Here is a 16,677-nt window from a genome sequence, read left to right as displayed (position 1 = left end):
GCGGATACAACTCTATGGCGTCGTTAATAAAGATTAGTCCTGACCGTCACGATTGAACTTAACCAGAAGCTTTTCCGTACGGGCATCTTCTACCTTGCGGATCAGCTTGTCAGCTTCGCTGTTGTCACGAACGGTCTTAGTGACGTTGACCGCCGTCTGCACCAGCATCAGAATGCCCATGGCGAGATAGCCTTTGCCCCAGAGATCGATCGGCATCATGTAAAGGCCGACGAGGAGCATGAAAGCCGCTGCGGCAAAAGAGATGTAGGAGAAGCTGACCCAAGCCTGGGAATGTTTCTGGAAGCTGTCGTTCATGATCGTATCCTCTCAATTATCTGATGTGTTTGATGTCTTCGTTCAGGCTGCTGAATTCAAGCGTTGGCGCAGGCGGGCAAGTACGTCGTCGGCAGAAGGGCCGAGCGGTGCGCCGCAGCCGGCATTGGCGAGTTTTTCGATGATATGGGCCTGCCGGCTCGTGGCATCCATTTCCTTCATAGTCGAGGCTGCGATCTCGCAGCGGCTCTGGTAGGCTTGAAGACGGGCGAGCGTCTCCTCGGCGTCATCGAGCGTCGCCAGGCCGCAATTGTCGTCGCAGGCGGCATTGAGCTTCTGTGTCTGCTCGGTAGCCCGCGCCAGGCGCTCGCCGCGCTGCAATTCCTGCAGCCGTGCTTCCGATGTGCGAACGGTTGCCTTGAGTTTGCCGATCGTCTGAGTGAATTGCGTCTGGGCCTTCTCGGAAGCATCCCGCTCGGCTTCGAGCTGGGCGATCGCCTCGGCCGCCTCCCGCGCAAGTTCGTCGCTTCCCCTCTGGAGGGCGGCAACGGCGCGCGTTTCCAGGTCCGCAATGCGGCCGATGATCGCTGCGTGCCGGTTCTTTTCCTGCTCATTCTGCGCGACGGCAATTGCCACGGCCCGCCGTGCCGACTGGATGGCACTGGCCGCCTCGCGGATCTGCTGCGTCAGCAAGGGTACCGCATTGCGATCGATGAACGCCTGTTCCGCATCATAGGCCCGACCGCGAATGAGCGTCAGAATTGAATTGAACATTTGTCGTCTCCCGTTTATGAACGATGTTCACAAAACGATGTATGCCAGAATCATGAACATTGTTCAAGAATAATTTTGAACAATGTTCAAAAAATAGAATTGGAATAGTTAATGGCGAGAAAAACCCTGGAAAAGCGCGAGGATCTGAAGCAGCGGCTGATCGAGGCGGCACGCAATCGCATCGCTGCAGACGGGCTCTCGAACCTGAGGGCGCGCGATGTCACGCAGGATGTAGGTTGCGCTCTCGGAGGTCTTTACACTGTCTTTGCCGATCTCGACGACCTCGTCATTCACGTCAATTCGGCAACGCTGAAGGCGCTTGAGGCATCGCTGGCGCTGACGGAGGTTCGGGATCACACACCGACAGACCGGCTGCGCAATCTCGCACGCGGTTATCTGCGCTTTGCAGTTACCCATCGCAATCTATGGAAGGCGCTCTTCGACCATCGGCCTCCGGATGACCGCCCCAGCCCCGAATGGCATCTCGAAGAGCACATGTTCCTGATGGGCGTCATTGCCGAGCCGCTCGCGGAGTTGCAGCCGAACATGTCGGAGACGGCGCGCGCGATCAGGGCGAGAACGCTTTTCGGCGCTGTGCATGGCGTCGTCAGCATCAGCCTGGAGGGGCGTTTCGTCGGCTTGCCGATCGAAAGCCTGGAACAGGAGCTCGACGATTTCATCCTGACGGTCGCAGCCGGGGCCGCCGCACGACAAGGCTAGCCGGATTTATGGTTTTTACTGTTTCGAGGGCGCGTAATTCCGGATATCGCCGAAAGCGTAGCCGCGATTCCTCAGCTTGCGGATCAGCGACTGCAGGTTTTCGCGCCCGTTGAACTGATCCTGAAACATCTCGTCGTGCATGAGCAGGATCATCTTGCCCCGCTGCGTGAAGCGACCATACTGAAAGAGGTGATCGATCTCATTGACGAGATGATCCACCGATTGCACGGGCTTGCCGTCGTCGCTGTGTACCCACTCGAAATCCCAGCCGTAGAGATAGAATCCCGCTTCGGCGACAAGCTCGTAATCCAGCCATTCGCGCTCCCATTGGGCAACGTTGATGGATAGATCCTCCCTCGATACGGTCGGAAGCCGAAAGACGTCCCTGCCCGGCAATCGCGCATTGACGATCGGCGTCAGACCGAGCACTTCATTGGCATGAAGCATGTCGGCGACGACGGCCTGGGTGTTGGAATAGTATCGTCTGTAGCGATTATTGGCGTGGCTGTAGCTGTGATTGCCGACGGTTACCAGCGGCATGGCCTTGGCCTCTGCCAAGAGATCGCGCCCGGCGGGAATGGTTTCGACATGCTGGCCGACCATGAACATGGCGGCGGGGACATTTTCCTGGCTCAGCACGGAAAGAATGTTCTTCGTTCCAGGCAAGGGCCCATCATCGAATGTCAGAAAGATCGTCCCGTCCGCCGCGCGAGCGGAGACGGCGCAGGCCGCAGCCAGGATGCCGGCGAGCAGCCATCTCAAGACCGCGTTCCTTCGATGATTCAATCCGCCCAAGCCAGCCGCCTCCCCGTATCGTCGCCGCAAACTGGCACATCGCATGGAACAAGAAAAGCGCCGCGAGCACGACAAAAGCAAAGGGCGCTCTACCCATTTCTGGGGAGCGCCCTTGCTTTTTAACCCGGACAGCGAACGCCGGCTCGACACAGAAATGTCAGCGCGACAGGCCATCGATACAGGTGATGACCCGCAAATAATCGCGAATCGCACCCTTTGCAAGAGCCGGCTGCGAAAATTTTAGCTATTCTGCCACACGAGAGTTCCATGTGACAGAATTCGCACATTTGACGGGCGTTGATCCCTCGTCAGGCGGCCTTCAAGGTCGCATCACGCGGGATCTCCACGTCGATCTCCAGCATGGAGACATCCTTGTCGCGATCCATCTTCACCTGCACCTTGTCACGATCGACCTGTACATGCTTGGCGATGACGGCGAGGATTTCCTCTCTCAGCACGGATACGAGATCCGAGCCCACGGAGGCGCGTTCGTGGGCAAGAAGGATCTGCAGACGCTCGCGCGCCATCGGTGCAGATCTCTGCTTGCGGAACAGTCCGAAAATGCTCATGCGGCCCTCCTTGCGAAGATTTTGCCGAAGATACCCCGCTTTTCGCCGGGGATGGTGATCGGCACCTGCTCGCCGGCAAGGCGGCGTGCGGCGTCGAAATAGGCAAGCGACGGTGCACAGCGCGCATCGGCAAGCGTGACCGGCGAGCCGAGGTTGGAGGCGCGCAGGACATCAGTGCTTTCCGGAATGATGCCGAGGAGCGGAATGGAGAGGATCTCCAGCACGTCGTCGACCTTCAGCATGTCGCCGCGTTCGGCGCGGCCGGCGTCGAAGCGGGTCAGCAGCAGATGCTTTTCCATGCGCTCGCCGCGCTCGGCCTTGAGCGTCTTGGAGTCCAGCAGGCCGATGATGCGGTCGGAATCGCGTACCGAGGAGACTTCCGGATTGGTGACGACAACGGCGACGTCGGCATGGCGCATGGCAAGGGTGGCGCCGCGCTCGATACCGGCCGGGCTGTCGCAAATGACCCAATCGAAATAGTTCTTGAGCTCGTTGATGACGCGCTCGACACCCTCGGGCGTCAGATTGTCCTTGTCGCGCGTCTGCGAGGCCGGCAGGAGGAAGAGCGTCTCCAGCCGCTTATCGCGAATCAGCGCCTGCGGCAGCTTGGCGTCGCCATGAATGACGTTGACGAGGTCATAGACCACGCGGCGTTCCGCCCCCATGACCAGATCGAGATTGCGCAGACCGACATCGAAATCGACGACGACGACCTTTTCGTTTCTCTGTGCCAGAGCCGCCCCCAATGCGGCCGTCGAAGTCGTCTTTCCAACTCCGCCCTTGCCTGATGTGACGACGATTACCTTGCCCATCTTGCTCTCCTGTTTTGGCCGGCTTCGGCTCAGATTAGTTTTTCGGCCATGATCGTTTCACCATCCAGCCAGAGCTGGACGGCCTGTCCCCTGAGGCCGGGTGATATGTCTTCGGCCATCTTGTAAATGCCATCGATCGCCAAAAGCTCGGCCTCGAGCTTGCGGCAGAAGATTCGCGCCGAGGCGTTGCCGATCGAGCCTGCCATGGCGCGGCCGCGCAGGGCGCCGTAGATGTGGACCGATCCACCCGCGATGACTTCCGCGCCGGACGCCACGGAACCGATGACCGTGACATCGCCTTCTGGAAAGATCACCGACTGCCCCGAACGCACCGGCTCGCGGATGATCAGCGACTGCGTGACCGGCCGGATTTCCGGCGGCGGCGCCTTGGGCTCGCTGTTGCGGCGCTCCACGACCGGCTCGGCCTCGGAAACCTCGAAATCAGCAGCCGGGCGCCCACCCTTCAGGATCGGCGGCATGCCGGGGCCGGCGATCGACGGGCGGCCGCCCTCGATGCCCATGATGCTGACATTGCGGGCCGAAAGCTCTGATATCAGCTCCTTGAGCTGCGCCTTGTCGATCGGCAGGTCGGTGATATCGAGCACGACCGGCCTCCCCAGAAAGAAGCCGGCCGAACGGGCTGCGAGGTCGTCAAGCCTGATCAACCACTGGTCCAGCGGAAGATCCGGCGAAAGCATGACCGCAAGAAAGGAGCGGCCCTTGATACGGATCGAACGAGCGTCTGTTAGCACTTTGGTCATCTATGTGAATAAATCGTTGATCCTGTGTACCGCTCATATGGTTAACAAGTGGTTAACGCGAGGCTCCATTCGAGCCCGAACCGCCCCATAAAACAGCGATGCTCGCGAGTGCCGAAGGCTCGTTGGAGCTGGGGTCGTAGACGCATGGAGCGGCGAAAATCGCAGCTCCTGCAAGGAGAAGAATGATTGGTCTCATGAGACTCTCCAGGCGCAAAGCAGAAACTGACTTGCTGATTATTCGACGCGGAAAAATTAACGATTCGGCGCGCTGCACCTTCCGGGGCAGCGCGCAATATCGATGCATGGGCGATTCTCAGGCGAGCTTCAGCTCGACATTGATGTTGCCGCGAGTGGCCTTCGAATAGGGGCAGGTCTGGTGGGCTTCTTCGACCAGCGTGCGGGCGAGCTCCGGCTCGATGCCGGGCATGCTGACGGTCAGCCGTGCCTGCAGGAAGTAAGCGCCTTCGGTCATGCCCAGATCCACTTCGGCATCGACGGCGAGATCGGCCGGCAGCTTGATCTTTCGCTTGCCGGCGGCAAGGCCCATGGCACCGATGAAGCAGGCCGACCAGCCGGCCGCAAAGAGCTGCTCGGGATTGGTACCGGCATGGGCGCTGCCGGGAGGCGAAAGCTTGATATCAAGCTGGTTGTCATCGCTGCGGGCCGAGCCGTCACGGCCGCCGATGGTGTGGGTCTTGGCGGTGTAGAGAACCTTGTCGATCTTGGTCATGGAACACTCCTTTGTTGCGTTGCCCGCTATGTTGTGGCGTTGGGCAACGTCTGTTGACGGAGTTGTTTTTGATGGATCGACGTATCCGGCATGTTTCCGGAAAAGCCGGAAGTGTCACAAAACGTAGGCCTTAACGGGCCGGATACAAATGCTTACAAATTGCCGGAAAGTCTTTCGAAGGAACAATCAGGAAATAACGACTTCCGCCGCCAGACCACCGCCTTCGCGGTTATAGAGCCTGACGGAGCCGCCGAGCGTCTGGGCAAGCTGCTGGGCAATCGCCAGGCCAAGGCCGGTGCCGCCGGTGTTGCGGTTGCGCGATTGCTCCAGCCGGAAGAAGGGCTGCATGGCCGCCTCTATCTGGTCTTGCGGAATGCCGGGACCTCGATCCAGAACGGTGATCGCAATCTGGCCCGTGTCCCGCCGCTCCACGGCGATTTCCGCCGTTCCGGCAAATTTCAGGGCGTTGTCGATGAAATTGGTGAGGATACGTCGTAGCGCATGCGGCTTCGTCGTCGCCGTGCCCTGGATGAGGCCGAGAATCTCGACGGATTTGCCGGTGTCCTGATAATCGTAGCTGATGCTTTCGATGAAGGAGGCAAGGTCGATGCGCGCGCTTTTCTCGCCGTTGCCATGGGCGCTGCGCGCATAGGCGATCCCGTCCTGCACCAGACGCTCGATCTCGCCGAGGTCCTGCAGCAGCTTGGTCTTCTCGGGCGAATCATCGGCAATATCGGCGCGCAGGCGCATGCGGGTGATCGGCGTCTGCAGATCGTGCGAGATGGCGGCGAGGATCTGCACGCGCTCTTCGAGATAATGCGCAATTCGATCCCGCATGGCGTTGAAGGCTCTTGCGGCATGTGCCACTTCGCTCGGCCCTCGGTCGCTCAAGGCCGGGCTCTTCTTGTTGGGATCGAGCGCATCGGCCGCAGCAGCAAGCTCGGCGAGCGGACGCGTGGCCTGTCGGACGGCAAACCAGGTACAAAGGACGATCAACAGCATCTGGACAACGAAGACATAAGGCAGCCAGGCCGCGATCGGCATGACACCCTTTGGCGTAACATCGATCGTCAGCGGGCTGCCATCGCTCAGATTGAGATGTGCCTGCAGCCGCGAGATGGGTCCCGGTATTGCTTCCATGTGGATCGGAAACCGATGGCCGACTGCATCCTCTATCTTGGCGGCGATCTCCGCGCCATGGGCGGAGGTATCGGGCACGCCGGGCTGGCCCGTCCCCAACTCGAAACTGTAATTGCCGCGGCTCAGCCAATCGACGAAATTCGCCCTCTCATCGGCCGGCAGGCGATCAAGCACGGCGATCGAAGTCGCGACGTCGTTTTCCAGCGTGCCGAGCATGACCGCCTTTGCCGACATGTAGCGCTCGATATAGAGCACGCTGAAAGACAGGCCGTAAGCGATCGCGAGCCCCGCCAGGAGGATCAGCGAAATGCGTGCACGCAGGGTGCTAGGCCACCATGACCGGCGGCCTGAAAGGTCGATCACAGTCATGGGCGAAGCTCCGCAATTTCCACCGGCACGGAGAAGACATAACCTTCGCTGCGCACCGTCTTGATGTAGATCGGCTCACGCGCATCGTCGCCCAGACGCTGGCGGAGACGGCTGACGAGCAGGTCGATGGAGCGGTCGAAGAGGTCGGCATCGCGGCCTTGTGTCAGATTCAGAAGCTGATCACGATTGAGCACCCGCTGCGGGTGATCGATGAAAACGCGCAGCAGGCGGTATTCCGCGCCGCTGAGTGTGATCTCCGTGCCGTCCTTGTCCAGCAGATGACGCCCGACCGTGTCGAGCCGCCAGTCCCCAAAGACCAGCAATTGGCCGGCCTCGCTGATCTGCAGATTGGGCGGCAGCATACGGGTGCGGCGCAGAACCGCCTTGATGCGGGCAAGCAGCTCGCGGGCGGCGAAAGGCTTCGCCAGATAATCGTCTGCGCCCATTTCGAGGCCGAGAATGCGGTCCATCTCGTCGCTACGCGCCGTCAGCATGAGGATAGGCGTCGCCTTGTGCTTTCCGGCGCGAAGCTCGCGACACAGCACCAGGCCGTCGTCGCCCGGCATCATCACGTCGAGCACGATCAGATCGACCGAATTGGCCTCGAGAAAACTGCGCATCTGGCGGCCATCGGCAGCCGTCGTCGCTCTTAGCCCATTCTTCTTCAGGTAGCTCGACACCAGCTCCCGGATTTCCCGATCGTCATCAACGATCAGGATATGGTCGACATGATCCATCTTGATTTCCCACTCATCATCGTAAACATCAAGCTACGAATATTCATCCCTTATGGCGCCAACGGCTAAGGGCGACAGCTTACGCCGGCGCCCTCCCGCACGCTACCGCCGAACTAGAAACGATCAACATCTATCACAGCCTGGGCGAAGGCTTGCGGTGCTTCCTGGGGAAGATTGTGGCCGATGCCGCCGGTGATCGTGCGATGTTCATATTTGCCCGAGAACTTGCCGCGATAGGCCGAAGGCTCCGGGTGAGGCGCGCCGTTGGCGTCGCCTTCCATGGTGATGGTCGGGATCGAAATCACCGGGCCGACGGCGAGCTTCTTTTCATAAGCATCGAACTTCGCCTCGCCTTCGACGAGACCGAGCCGCCAGCGGTAATTGTGAATGACGATATCGACATGGTCGGGATTGTCGAAAGCGGCAGCCGACCGATCGAAAGTAGTGTCATCAAAGGCCCATTGCGGCGAGGCGGTTTGCCAGATCAGCTTTGCGAAATCGTGCCGATTTTCCTGGTAGCCGAGACGGCCGCGCTCGGTGGCGAAATAGAACTGGTACCACCAGGCAAACTCTGCCTTTGGCGGCAGCGGCTTGCGGTTGACTTCCTGGCTGCCGATGAGATAGCCGCTGACCGAAACCAGCGCCTTGCAGCGTTCCGGCCAGAGAGCCGCCATGATATCGGCGGTGCGGCCACCCCAGTCGTAACCGGCAACGACGACCTTTTCGATCTTCAGCGCATCAAGAAGCGCAATCATATCGACGGCAAGTGCTGCCTGCTGGCCGTTACGCGGCGTGTCCTTCGAAAGGAAACGAGTGGTTCCGTAGCCGCGAAGATAGGGAATGATGACGCGATAGCCGGCATCTGCCAAAAGCGGCGCGACATCGACGAAGCTGTAAATGTCATAGGGCCAGCCATGCAGCAGCAGCACGACGGGGCCGTTGGCCGGACCGGCTTCGGCGTAACCGACATTGAGCACACCGGCTTTGATCTGCTTCAGCGCGTCGAAAGACGTGTGGGTGCCGGCCTTAACGACGGGCAGGGTCAATGTGGAAGCCTTTGTTTCCTGCGCACCGGCGATTGCAGGCAGACCGAATTCAGCGGCGGCAACAGCGATGGCCGCCATGCCAAAAAAGCGGCGGCGGGTGTGGTTGATTTCCTCGGACATCTGTCTCTCCTGTAGATTGGATCGTGAGCCCAAGAAAGCCAGCCACATGTATCTCCGATGTGTCGCAGGCAGCAGCCTTTTGAATATCTGTGTAGCTTCAGGCCGCACAGATACAGTCTGATACAATCCAGGACCCTTTCTCCGACCGCATAGGCAAGCAGCTGCGCCACATGCGAAATCGCACCCAAATCGGCCAGTTTGTATCGCAATGTATCGAAACGGGGAACGTTGACGTTTCGGTACATTCTCCCATCCACTCAGACACATTCGAGATACGTCGCTACCGACAGATAGCGTCACTGCTGAGCACGGCACGTCGCCGTTCGCAGCCGGTCAATTGCTTCTAAAGGAACAAGACGATGACGCTTCTCATCATTGCCTATCTCGGCGGTGCGCTGACGATCCTCAGTCCGTGCATCCTGCCCATCCTCCCCTTCGTCTTTGCCCGCGCCGGACAGCCCTTCGTCCGAAGCACGCTGCCCATGCTGGCTGGCATGGCGCTCACCTTTGCAGTTGTCGCGACCCTTGCCGCGGTCGGCGGCGCCTGGGCGATCCGTGCCAATGAATATGGTCGCCTCGCGGCAATCGTGCTGCTCGGCCTCTTCGGCCTGAGCCTGATTTCACCCCGCATAGCGACAGCGCTTTCGCGGCCAGCCGTCAATCTCGGCAACAACCTGCTGAACGCCGCCGACGCTCAACGCGCTACGTCGAGCGTCCGAAGCTCCTTCGTACTCGGCATTGCGACTGGACTGCTCTGGGCGCCCTGCGCCGGCCCGATCCTCGGGCTGGTCCTGACAGGCGCGGCCTTGAAGGGCGCCAATCTGCAGACGACCTTCCTGCTGCTTGCCTATGGCGCCGGTGCCGCGACCTCGCTTGCTCTTGCTCTCTTTGCCGGCGGCAAGATCTTTGCCCGCATGAAGCAGTCCCTCGGCGTCAGCGAACGCATTCGCCAGGTCGCAGGCGCGGCTGTTCTGGCCGGCGTTGCCGCCATCGCGCTCGGCCTCGATACCGGCCTGCTCGCCCGCCTCTCCTATGCAAGCACCGGCTCCTTCGAACAGGCTTTGCTCGAGAAGCTGCACCCCAAGACCTCAGCCCCGGAGACCGAGGTTGCCAGCAACAGTGCCATGAAGGTTGCCACAGACGCGGCACGTCCATTCCACAGCGATCTTCCGATCGAAGGCCCCGCCCCCTCGCTCGACGGCGCCGTCACCTGGCTGAACTCTGAGCCGCTGACGACGGCCGGACTTCGCGGCAAGGTCGTCCTCGTCGACTTCTGGACCTATTCCTGCATCAACTGCATCCGCACCATCCCCTATGTTCGTGCCTGGGCGGAAAAGTACAAGGATCAGGGTCTCGTCGTGATCGGCGTCCACGCTCCGGAATTCGCTTTCGAAAAGAACGTCGACAACGTCAAGAAGGCGATCGCCGACTTCAAGATCGGCTACCCGGTCGCGATCGACAACGACTATCGCATCTGGCGCGCCTTCGAGAACAATTACTGGCCGGCCCATTACCTGATCGATGCCAAGGGGCAGGTCCGCTACCAGCACTTCGGCGAAGGCAACTACCGCCAGACCGAACAGGCAATCCAGGACCTGCTGCGCGAAGCCGGCAGCGAGATCGCCCAAAGCGGCCCGGTCGTTCCGGATGCGAAGGGTGCGGAAGCGAGCCCCGACCTTGGCCATATCCGCTCCGGCGAAACCTATGTCGGCTACAGCCAGGCAACAGGTTTCGTCTCCCCTGAAGGCCTGAAGGCCGACACCGCCGCCGACTATTCCGTTGCCAGTCCCGGCCTCAACCAATGGGGACTGGCCGGCATCTGGACAGTCGGGTCCGAGCAGGCGACGCTCAACAAGGCAGGCGGCGGCATCAGCTATCGCTTCAGCGCCCGCGACCTGCATCTCGTCCTTGGTCCCTCGGCGGACGGAAAACCGATCCGTTTCCAGGTGACTGTGGATGGGACGGCGCCCGACGCCGACCACGGCTCCGATATCGATGCCGACGGCAACGGCACCGTGACTGTCACCAAGCTCTACCAACTCGTCCGCCAGTCCGGTGACGTCACCGCACACAACTTCGAGATCCGTTTCCTCGATCCCGGGGTGCAGGCCTACGCCTTCACCTTCGGCTGAAACTTCCCCCTTACCCCAAGCATGAACCTCAACACACAGGAGTTACATCATGAAGATCCGTTTTCTTTCCATCGCCGCCCTCGGGCTTGCCGCAAGTACTTTTGTCTTCGCGGTGCAGGCAGCCGAGATCAAGAATATCGTCATCGTCCACGGCGCTCTGGCTGACGGTTCAGGATGGCGCAAGACCGCCGACATCCTTGAAAAGGACGGCTTCAACGTCACCGTCGTGCAGGAACCGATCACCTCGCTTGCCGACGATGTCGCCGCCACCAGTCGCGTGCTCGACCTTCAGAACGGCCCGAGCCTGCTCGTCGGTCACAGCTATGGCGGCATGGTCATCACCGAAGCGGGCAATCGCCCGGATGTCGCGGGCCTCGTCTATGTCGCTGCATTTCAGCCGGACAAGGGCGAAAGCCTGATCAGCCTTGCGAGCTCGAAGCCTGCAGGCAGTATGAACATCCGCGAAACCAAAGACGGCCAATATCTTTATCTCGATCCCGCGACATTCGCCGCCGACTTCGCAGCCGACCTGCCGAAGGATGAAGCCAGTTTCCTGGCGAAATCGCAGGTCTTTGCATCAAAGGCCGCCTTCACCGCCAAAGTTGGGGATCCTGCCTGGAAGGCGAAGAAGAGCTGGGCCATCGTCGCAACCCATGACCGCTCCATCAATCCCGAGCTCGAGCGCGACATGGCAAAGCGTGCCGGCAGCGACGTGACCGAAATCGAGGCAAGTCATGCCGTCTTCGCCTCGCAGCCGGAAAAGGTGGCCGCCGTGATCGAGAAGGCGGCCAAGGACGCCGGCAAGTAAGGCAATCCGAGCGGCGGCTTCATGAACGAGGCCGCCGCCTATCCTTATGCGGATCGCAGCGGCTGGCTTCGATGCCCGAACCTAGAGGCAATAAAAGAGATCGAACCTCAGCTTTATGTGAACAGGTAATGAAACTTCATTGCGGGAGGCACGTTCAGGTTCCCGTTAGAATCATGTCCTACCTTTAGAATAATTCCAATCTAAGGAGGCACGATGTCTGCAAGATCCGCCTATTCCGTTCCGCAACGCGTCCTTCATTGGCTCATGGCGCTGCTGATCTTCTTCAATCTCTTGTTTCCGGATGGGATGAATGCATGGCGGCGTCTTATTCGTCATGGCCAGGTGCCGACGCCAGCCGACATCTCCAGCGCCAATATTCACGCCTATGCCGGCATTGCCATACTGCTGCTCGCCATCGTGCGTCTCGTATTCAAATTTTCATCGGAAGCTCCCGCAATGCCAGACGGCCAGCCCGTGATTGTGCATTACGTCGCCAGCGTGACGCATGTCCTGCTTTACGCATTGATTTTCGCGATGCCGCTCTCGGGAATGGCGGCCTATTATCTCGGCGTCGACACGGCCGCTTTCCTGCATGGCGGCCCGATCAAGGCGGTCCTGTGGACAGTCGTCGTCCTTCACATATTCGGCGCGCTCGTTCAGCACTTCTATTTCAGATCGAACGTTCTGCGCCGCATGACGGTCGGCTAGAATGCCGAACCCGCGGCGATCTATGCCGCTTTGCCGCCAAAGTGTCTTTTGAAAGAGAAGAGGTCAGTCGGCAACGCACTGCCCCCTTCAAGCGCGAGATCCGCCAGGATCTCGCCGATCACGCTCGTAAACTTGAAGCCATGGCCGGAACAGGCCGACGAGACAACCACATTCGGCTGTCCGGGAACCCTATCGATGAGAAAATCCTCGCTCGGCAGCATGGTATAGCGGCAGGTGGTCGCGCGCCCGCGAAATGAGGCTGCATTCGGTAGCCGCTTGCGAGCAAAATTGTCGAGCAGATCGGTGTCGGTATCATTCACCGGCGGATTGGGAAGGGTCGGGTCAATCGGCTCACGGAAATGCGCATGGCGGCCGATCTTCACACCATCGACCCCGATGGCCGGGAAGCCGAAATAGGAACCTTCCGCTCCTTCATCACGCAGGAAGCATGGCATGCGCCGCGGTTCGGCAACGAAGCCATCCCTCGGCTGATACCAGGCAACCACCTGCCGGATCGGCTGCGCATGCGCCTTCAGCTGCGGCACAAGCTCGGCAATCCACGCGCCGGTTGCAACGATCACCTTGCGGGCGCGATATCGCCCAGTTGAGGAAACGACGGTCACGCCCGTATCGTCTGGCTCGATCGCGATGACGCGCTCGCCGAAATGCAGGACGGCACCGTCTTCGGCCGCAAGCTTCAAATAGCCCATGATCGCCGCTTCAGGCCTGACATAGCCGCCCTGAGGATCGAGCAGGCCGACCTCCCCGTCGTCCAGCGCGAAAGCCGGAAAGCGGCGTTTCATGGCGTCGCGATCGAGTATCTCATGCGGCAGGTCGTGCATGTCGCAGGAAGCGCGCGTGCCGCTGACGATCTTGCTGTCGGGTGTGCCGATCTGCAGGACACCTGTTACTGTCAGGATCTCGGCCCGCAGCCTTGCCTCCAGCGAGCGCCAGTTTTGATAGGCACGCTTCAGCAAGGGAACATAGGACAGATCTTCGAAGTAGCCGAGACGGATCAGGCGGCTGTCGCCATGCGAGGAGCTGAGGGAATGGGCAGGAAAATGCGCCTCGATCCCGATCGCCTTTGCGCCGCGCGCCGCTGCGAAAGACAAGGCTGCACTTCCCATCGCGCCGAGGCCGACCACGGCAAGGTCGAATTCCGCAGTCATTTCATGCTCCAGTTTGGTTTTCCGCAGGCGGCGCGGTCTTGGCGATCATGGCCCGTAAGGCTTCCATATCCGCATTCAAGGGACGATCGTCGCCATAAACGGGCACGCATGAACGGACAGCTGCGTGGATACGCTCCGTTCCTGGCGCTCTGGCACCCTTCGAAACGAGGAAATCATGTGCCTGCGCCGCAGCCATCAGCTCGATGGCCAGGATATATTCGGCATTGTCGAGGATGGCGAGCAGCTTGTTGGCCGCCGCGGTCGGATGGGCCAGGAAGTCTTCCTGAAGGCCGGAGGTCAGGCCGCCGTCGAGCGATGCCGGTGCGGCGAGCCGCCGGTTGTCGTTGCTCAGCGCCGCGGCCGTGTATTGCGCGATCATGAAACCGGAATGGCTGCCGGCGTCGCTCGCAAGAAACGGTGGCAGACCGCTGACCAGCGGATTGACGAGGCGATCCGTCCGGCGTTCGCTCATCGCGGCGATCTGTGCAACCGCGATTGCCAGACTATCGGCTGCCTGCCCAAGAGCGGGCGCCACAGCATGCGCCTCGGAAGAGACAACCGGCTGCTCCGGCGTGCCTGAAACAGCCGGATTATCCGTGACCGAGGCGAGTTCCTGATCGACGATATCAGCCGTCTGCTCGAAGACATCCCAGGCCGCGCCGTGGGCGTGGGGGACCGACCTCAAGCTCAGCGCATCCTGCGTCCGCCGGCCGACGGCAGCCGCAACGAGACCGCTGCCATGCAGGCGATTGCGCAAGCTGCGCCCGACCTTGGCGATGCCAGCCGATGGGCGCAGCGCCAGTACCTTCTCATCAAAAGCCGCCATCTGGCAGCCAACGGCTTCCAAGGTCAGCGCGGCGATGGCATCGGCCCAATCGAGCAGGTGCTCGGCACGGGAGACGGCAAGCGCCGACAATCCCGTGGCGCAGGCCGTGCCATTGACGAGGCTTAAGCCCTCTTTGGCGCCAAGCACCAAGGGACTCAAGCCGATTGCCGCGAGCGCCTCGGCACCGCTCATCGACTTGCCTTTCACGACAGCCCTGCCCTCGCCGATCAGGACGAGCGCGGTATGGGCATTGTGCGTGAGATAGCCGGCTGAGCCTTTAGACGGGACTTCCGGAATGCAGTCATGTTCGAGAAACGCGGCCAGATGCCTGACGATCTCTGGCCGCACGCCGGAATGGCCATGGGCGAGATTGGCGATCTGCACCGCAATGATCGAGCGCACCTCGCGCGCCGGCAAGAGCGGACCGACACCGCAGGCGTGGCTGAGGATGATATTGCGCGACAGCCGGCTCTGTGAATCGCGATCGACCACCGTATCGGAAAGCGCGCCGACGCCGGTATTGACGCCATAGGCGCGAACGCCGGTTTCCACGATACGCTCGACGATGCGGCTTGCCTGAACAACGCGCTCCCAGGCAGCATCGGAGAGAGACAAGGGTTCACCGCCACCGACGCGGGCGACGTCGCGCCAGGATAGCGGCCTATCGATCGTAACGGTCATTGTCCGTTTCCGAAATGACCGATGAACTGGCGAAAGGCCGGCGAGGCGCCGCCGCCGAACATCTCATCCGGCGCGCCGGTGCTTTCGACAAGCCCTTCCTTCATGAAGACGACGCGGTTGGAGACATTGCGGGCGAAGCTCATCTCGTGGGTGACGACCAGCATGGTCATGCCTTCCTCGGCAAGGGCGCGCATGACGCGCAGCACTTCGCCGACGAGTTCCGGATCGAGCGCCGAGGTCGGCTCGTCGAACAGCATAACCTTCGGCTTCATGGCCAACGCACGGGCAATTGCCGCGCGCTGCTGCTGGCCGCCGGAGAGATGCGCGGGATAGGCATGACGCTTGTCGGCAATGCCGACCTTCTCCAGAAGCGCTTCGGCCTCGGCAACGCATTCCGAGCGTGAGCGCTTCAGAACATGCACTGGCCCTTCGATGACATTCTGCAGGATCGTCATGTGGGACCAGAGATTGAAGCTCTGGAAGACCATGCCGAGTTCGGAGCGGATATGATCCACCTGCTTGTGGCTCGCTGGGTAGCTCTTGCCATTCTTATGGATCATGCGAATCTGCTCGCCATCCACCCAGATCTCGCCATCCGTGGCGATTTCGAGGAGGTTGATACAGCGAAGGAAAGTCGATTTGCCCGAGCCGGAAGCGCCGAGCAGCGAAATCACATCGCCATCCTGAGCATCGAGGGAAATGCCGCGCAAGACTTCATGAGTACCGAAGCTCTTGCGGACGTTGCGGACGGAAAGTCGGGTGACACCTGGCATGGTTTGCCTGCTCCAGTAAGCTTTAGGCCTTCAGCGCCGGCGGTATCGCGCGGCGATGGCGGGACAGAGAATATTCCAGCAGGGCCATGGCCTGCAGAATGATGAAATTCAGCACGAGATAGATGATCGCGGCACAGATGAAGACTTCCATCGTGCGGTAGGTCTGCGAAATCAGCCGCTGGGCAACGCCCGTGACCTCCCAGACCGTGACGAGGCTTGCGAGCGCCGTCGACTTCATCATCAGCACGATCTCGGTCGAATAGGCCGGCAGCGCATGCCTAAAGGCGATCGGCGCTATGATGCGGCGCACGAGCAGGAAGCCGGACATGCCGATCGAACGCGCGGCTTCGATCTCCTTCGGCGAAACGGCGCGGATGCCGCCGCGAAAGATCTCGGCCGAATAGCCGGCAGTGCAAAGCGCCAGCGACAGGATCGCGCAAACGACGGGCTCGCGCAGGAACGGCCAGAGGAACGAATAGCGGATGATGGAGAATTGCGCCAAGCCATAGAAGACCAGGAACATCTGGATCAGCAGCGGCGAGCCGCGAAACACGAAAATATAGCCCTTGGCGAAACCGGACAGGATCGGATTGCCGCTGACGCGCATGGCAACGATGACGAGAGCGAGAAGGCCGCCACAGAGGATCGACAGGGAGAAGAGCAGCAGCGTCATCGGCACCGCCTTCAGCAGCGTGACCATCGTGCTCGAAAGAAAACCGAAATCCATGCCGTCC

18 protein-coding genes are annotated in these 16,677 nt (G+C 60.6%); 4 read left to right on the top strand and 14 right to left on the bottom strand.

What is annotated here, in order from left to right; translation table 11 throughout:
• Nucleotides 1-33: 33 nt before the first annotated feature.
• Together FHX05_RS20040 and FHX05_RS20035 are read right to left on the bottom strand one after the other, a co-directional pair.
• Nucleotides 34-315, bottom strand: a complete 282-nt coding sequence (locus FHX05_RS20040) for a YiaA/YiaB family inner membrane protein (protein ID WP_112335778.1) — start codon at nucleotides 313-315, stop codon at nucleotides 34-36.
• Nucleotides 316-357: 42 nt separating this feature from the next.
• Nucleotides 358-1,047, bottom strand: a complete 690-nt coding sequence (locus tag FHX05_RS20035; RefSeq protein WP_183874036.1) for a PspA/IM30 family protein — start codon at nucleotides 1,045-1,047, stop codon at nucleotides 358-360.
• 111 nt (nucleotides 1,048-1,158) lie between these two features.
• Here FHX05_RS20035 and FHX05_RS20030 point away from each other — a divergent pair, with 111 nt between their 5' ends.
• Nucleotides 1,159-1,767 carry a TetR-like C-terminal domain-containing protein gene (locus FHX05_RS20030; protein WP_112608826.1) on the top strand — a complete coding sequence of 203 codons (609 nt, stop codon included), beginning with the start codon at nucleotides 1,159-1,161 and terminating at the stop codon, nucleotides 1,765-1,767.
• Nucleotides 1,768-1,782: 15 nt separating this feature from the next.
• On the opposite strand, the gene FHX05_RS20025 is transcribed toward FHX05_RS20030, so the two are convergent.
• The 8 genes from FHX05_RS20025 to FHX05_RS19985 all read right to left on the bottom strand — a co-directional run bounded on the left by FHX05_RS20025 (nucleotide 1,783) and on the right by FHX05_RS19985 (nucleotide 8,846).
• Nucleotides 1,783-2,529: a polysaccharide deacetylase family protein gene (locus FHX05_RS20025; protein ID WP_246699008.1), complete on the bottom strand. Its 747-nt coding sequence runs from the start codon at nucleotides 2,527-2,529 to the stop codon at nucleotides 1,783-1,785.
• Between the two features lie 341 nt (nucleotides 2,530-2,870).
• The gene (gene minE, locus FHX05_RS20015) at nucleotides 2,871-3,131 is read right to left on the bottom strand and encodes a cell division topological specificity factor MinE (protein WP_015343376.1); all 261 of its coding nucleotides are present in this window, start codon (nucleotides 3,129-3,131) and stop codon (nucleotides 2,871-2,873) included.
• Nucleotides 3,128-3,943, bottom strand: a complete 816-nt coding sequence (gene minD, locus FHX05_RS20010; RefSeq protein WP_095437032.1) for a septum site-determining protein MinD — start codon at nucleotides 3,941-3,943, stop codon at nucleotides 3,128-3,130. The genes minE and minD overlap by 4 nt, the downstream gene beginning before the upstream one ends.
• Nucleotides 3,944-3,972: 29 nt before the next feature.
• Nucleotides 3,973-4,704: a septum site-determining protein MinC gene (gene minC, locus FHX05_RS20005; protein WP_183874033.1), complete on the bottom strand. Its 732-nt coding sequence runs from the start codon at nucleotides 4,702-4,704 to the stop codon at nucleotides 3,973-3,975.
• Nucleotides 4,705-5,017: 313 nt separating this feature from the next.
• Nucleotides 5,018-5,434, bottom strand: a complete 417-nt coding sequence (locus FHX05_RS20000) for an organic hydroperoxide resistance protein (RefSeq protein WP_183874031.1) — start codon at nucleotides 5,432-5,434, stop codon at nucleotides 5,018-5,020.
• A gap of 186 nt (nucleotides 5,435-5,620) precedes the next feature.
• Complete coding sequence (locus FHX05_RS19995; protein WP_183874029.1) at nucleotides 5,621-6,943, bottom strand: HAMP domain-containing sensor histidine kinase; 1,323 nt, start codon at nucleotides 6,941-6,943, stop codon at nucleotides 5,621-5,623.
• On the bottom strand, nucleotides 6,940-7,680 hold the full coding sequence (locus FHX05_RS19990; protein WP_112608818.1) for a response regulator: 741 nt from the start codon (nucleotides 7,678-7,680) through the stop codon (nucleotides 6,940-6,942). Before FHX05_RS19990 ends, FHX05_RS19995 begins: the two co-directional genes overlap by 4 nt.
• A 113-nt stretch (nucleotides 7,681-7,793) precedes the next feature.
• Nucleotides 7,794-8,846 (bottom strand): alpha/beta hydrolase, encoded by a 1,053-nt coding sequence (locus FHX05_RS19985; protein ID WP_183874027.1) that lies wholly within the window; start codon nucleotides 8,844-8,846, stop codon nucleotides 7,794-7,796.
• 359 nt (nucleotides 8,847-9,205) lie between these two features.
• Between FHX05_RS19985 and FHX05_RS19980 the strand changes: the two genes are divergently transcribed.
• The 3 genes from FHX05_RS19980 (at nucleotide 9,206) to FHX05_RS19970 (ending at nucleotide 12,494) form a co-directional block, all read left to right on the top strand.
• Nucleotides 9,206-10,978, top strand: coding sequence for a cytochrome c biogenesis protein DipZ (locus FHX05_RS19980; protein WP_183874025.1), 1,773 nt, complete (start codon nucleotides 9,206-9,208; stop codon nucleotides 10,976-10,978).
• 49 nt (nucleotides 10,979-11,027) lie between these two features.
• Nucleotides 11,028-11,786 (top strand): alpha/beta hydrolase, encoded by a 759-nt coding sequence (locus tag FHX05_RS19975; protein WP_183874023.1) that lies wholly within the window; start codon nucleotides 11,028-11,030, stop codon nucleotides 11,784-11,786.
• Between the two features lie 213 nt (nucleotides 11,787-11,999).
• Nucleotides 12,000-12,494: a cytochrome b/b6 domain-containing protein gene (locus tag FHX05_RS19970; RefSeq protein WP_183874021.1), complete on the top strand. Its 495-nt coding sequence runs from the start codon at nucleotides 12,000-12,002 to the stop codon at nucleotides 12,492-12,494.
• Nucleotides 12,495-12,514: 20 nt separating this feature from the next.
• On the opposite strand, the gene solA is transcribed toward FHX05_RS19970, so the two are convergent.
• The 4 genes from solA to FHX05_RS19950 are packed head-to-tail and all read right to left on the bottom strand — an operon-like array spanning nucleotide 12,515 to nucleotide 16,670.
• Nucleotides 12,515-13,663: an N-methyl-L-tryptophan oxidase gene (gene solA / locus FHX05_RS19965; protein ID WP_183874019.1), complete on the bottom strand. Its 1,149-nt coding sequence runs from the start codon at nucleotides 13,661-13,663 to the stop codon at nucleotides 12,515-12,517.
• Nucleotide 13,664: 1 nt separating this feature from the next.
• Entirely contained in the window at nucleotides 13,665-15,170 is a 1,506-nt protein-coding gene (hutH, locus tag FHX05_RS19960; RefSeq protein WP_183874017.1) for a histidine ammonia-lyase, read from the bottom strand.
• Nucleotides 15,167-15,943, bottom strand: coding sequence for an ATP-binding cassette domain-containing protein (locus FHX05_RS19955; RefSeq protein WP_183874015.1), 777 nt, complete (start codon nucleotides 15,941-15,943; stop codon nucleotides 15,167-15,169). Before FHX05_RS19955 ends, hutH begins: the two co-directional genes overlap by 4 nt.
• 22 nt (nucleotides 15,944-15,965) lie before the next feature.
• Nucleotides 15,966-16,670 (bottom strand): ABC transporter permease subunit, encoded by a 705-nt coding sequence (locus tag FHX05_RS19950; protein WP_183874013.1) that lies wholly within the window; start codon nucleotides 16,668-16,670, stop codon nucleotides 15,966-15,968.
• Nucleotides 16,671-16,677: the final 7 nt, after the last annotated feature.

Origin of the sequence: Rhizobium sp. BK491 (assembly GCF_014194925.1) — a bacterium.
Classification (GTDB): domain Bacteria; phylum Pseudomonadota; class Alphaproteobacteria; order Rhizobiales; family Rhizobiaceae; genus Rhizobium.
This window is presented reverse-complemented; position numbering and strand designations above follow the sequence as displayed.

Bases quoted from the DNA above. Each gene is read 5' to 3' on its own strand.
- minC (WP_183874033.1), bottom strand. From the start codon at position 4,704: ATGACCAAAGTGCTAACAGACGCTCGTTCGATCCGTATCAAGGGCCGC.
- FHX05_RS19975 (WP_183874023.1), top strand. From the start codon at position 11,028: ATGAAGATCCGTTTTCTTTCCATCGCCGCCCTCGGGCTTGCCGCAAGT.
- FHX05_RS19955 (WP_183874015.1), bottom strand. From the start codon at position 15,943: ATGCCAGGTGTCACCCGACTTTCCGTCCGCAACGTCCGCAAGAGCTTC.
- FHX05_RS19950 (WP_183874013.1), bottom strand. From the start codon at position 16,670: ATGGATTTCGGTTTTCTTTCGAGCACGATGGTCACGCTGCTGAAGGCG.
- FHX05_RS19985 (WP_183874027.1), bottom strand. From the start codon at position 8,846: ATGTCCGAGGAAATCAACCACACCCGCCGCCGCTTTTTTGGCATGGCG.
- FHX05_RS20035 (WP_183874036.1), bottom strand. From the start codon at position 1,047: ATGTTCAATTCAATTCTGACGCTCATTCGCGGTCGGGCCTATGATGCG.
- FHX05_RS20030 (WP_112608826.1), top strand. From the start codon at position 1,159: ATGGCGAGAAAAACCCTGGAAAAGCGCGAGGATCTGAAGCAGCGGCTG.
- FHX05_RS19970 (WP_183874021.1), top strand. From the start codon at position 12,000: ATGTCTGCAAGATCCGCCTATTCCGTTCCGCAACGCGTCCTTCATTGG.
- minE (WP_015343376.1), bottom strand. From the start codon at position 3,131: ATGAGCATTTTCGGACTGTTCCGCAAGCAGAGATCTGCACCGATGGCG.
- FHX05_RS19995 (WP_183874029.1), bottom strand. From the start codon at position 6,943: ATGACTGTGATCGACCTTTCAGGCCGCCGGTCATGGTGGCCTAGCACC.
- FHX05_RS19990 (WP_112608818.1), bottom strand. From the start codon at position 7,680: ATGGATCATGTCGACCATATCCTGATCGTTGATGACGATCGGGAAATC.
- FHX05_RS20040 (WP_112335778.1), bottom strand. From the start codon at position 315: ATGAACGACAGCTTCCAGAAACATTCCCAGGCTTGGGTCAGCTTCTCC.
- FHX05_RS19980 (WP_183874025.1), top strand. From the start codon at position 9,206: ATGACGCTTCTCATCATTGCCTATCTCGGCGGTGCGCTGACGATCCTC.
- solA (WP_183874019.1), bottom strand. From the start codon at position 13,663: ATGACTGCGGAATTCGACCTTGCCGTGGTCGGCCTCGGCGCGATGGGA.
- hutH (WP_183874017.1), bottom strand. From the start codon at position 15,170: ATGACCGTTACGATCGATAGGCCGCTATCCTGGCGCGACGTCGCCCGC.
- minD (WP_095437032.1), bottom strand. From the start codon at position 3,943: ATGGGCAAGGTAATCGTCGTCACATCAGGCAAGGGCGGAGTTGGAAAG.
- FHX05_RS20000 (WP_183874031.1), bottom strand. From the start codon at position 5,434: ATGACCAAGATCGACAAGGTTCTCTACACCGCCAAGACCCACACCATC.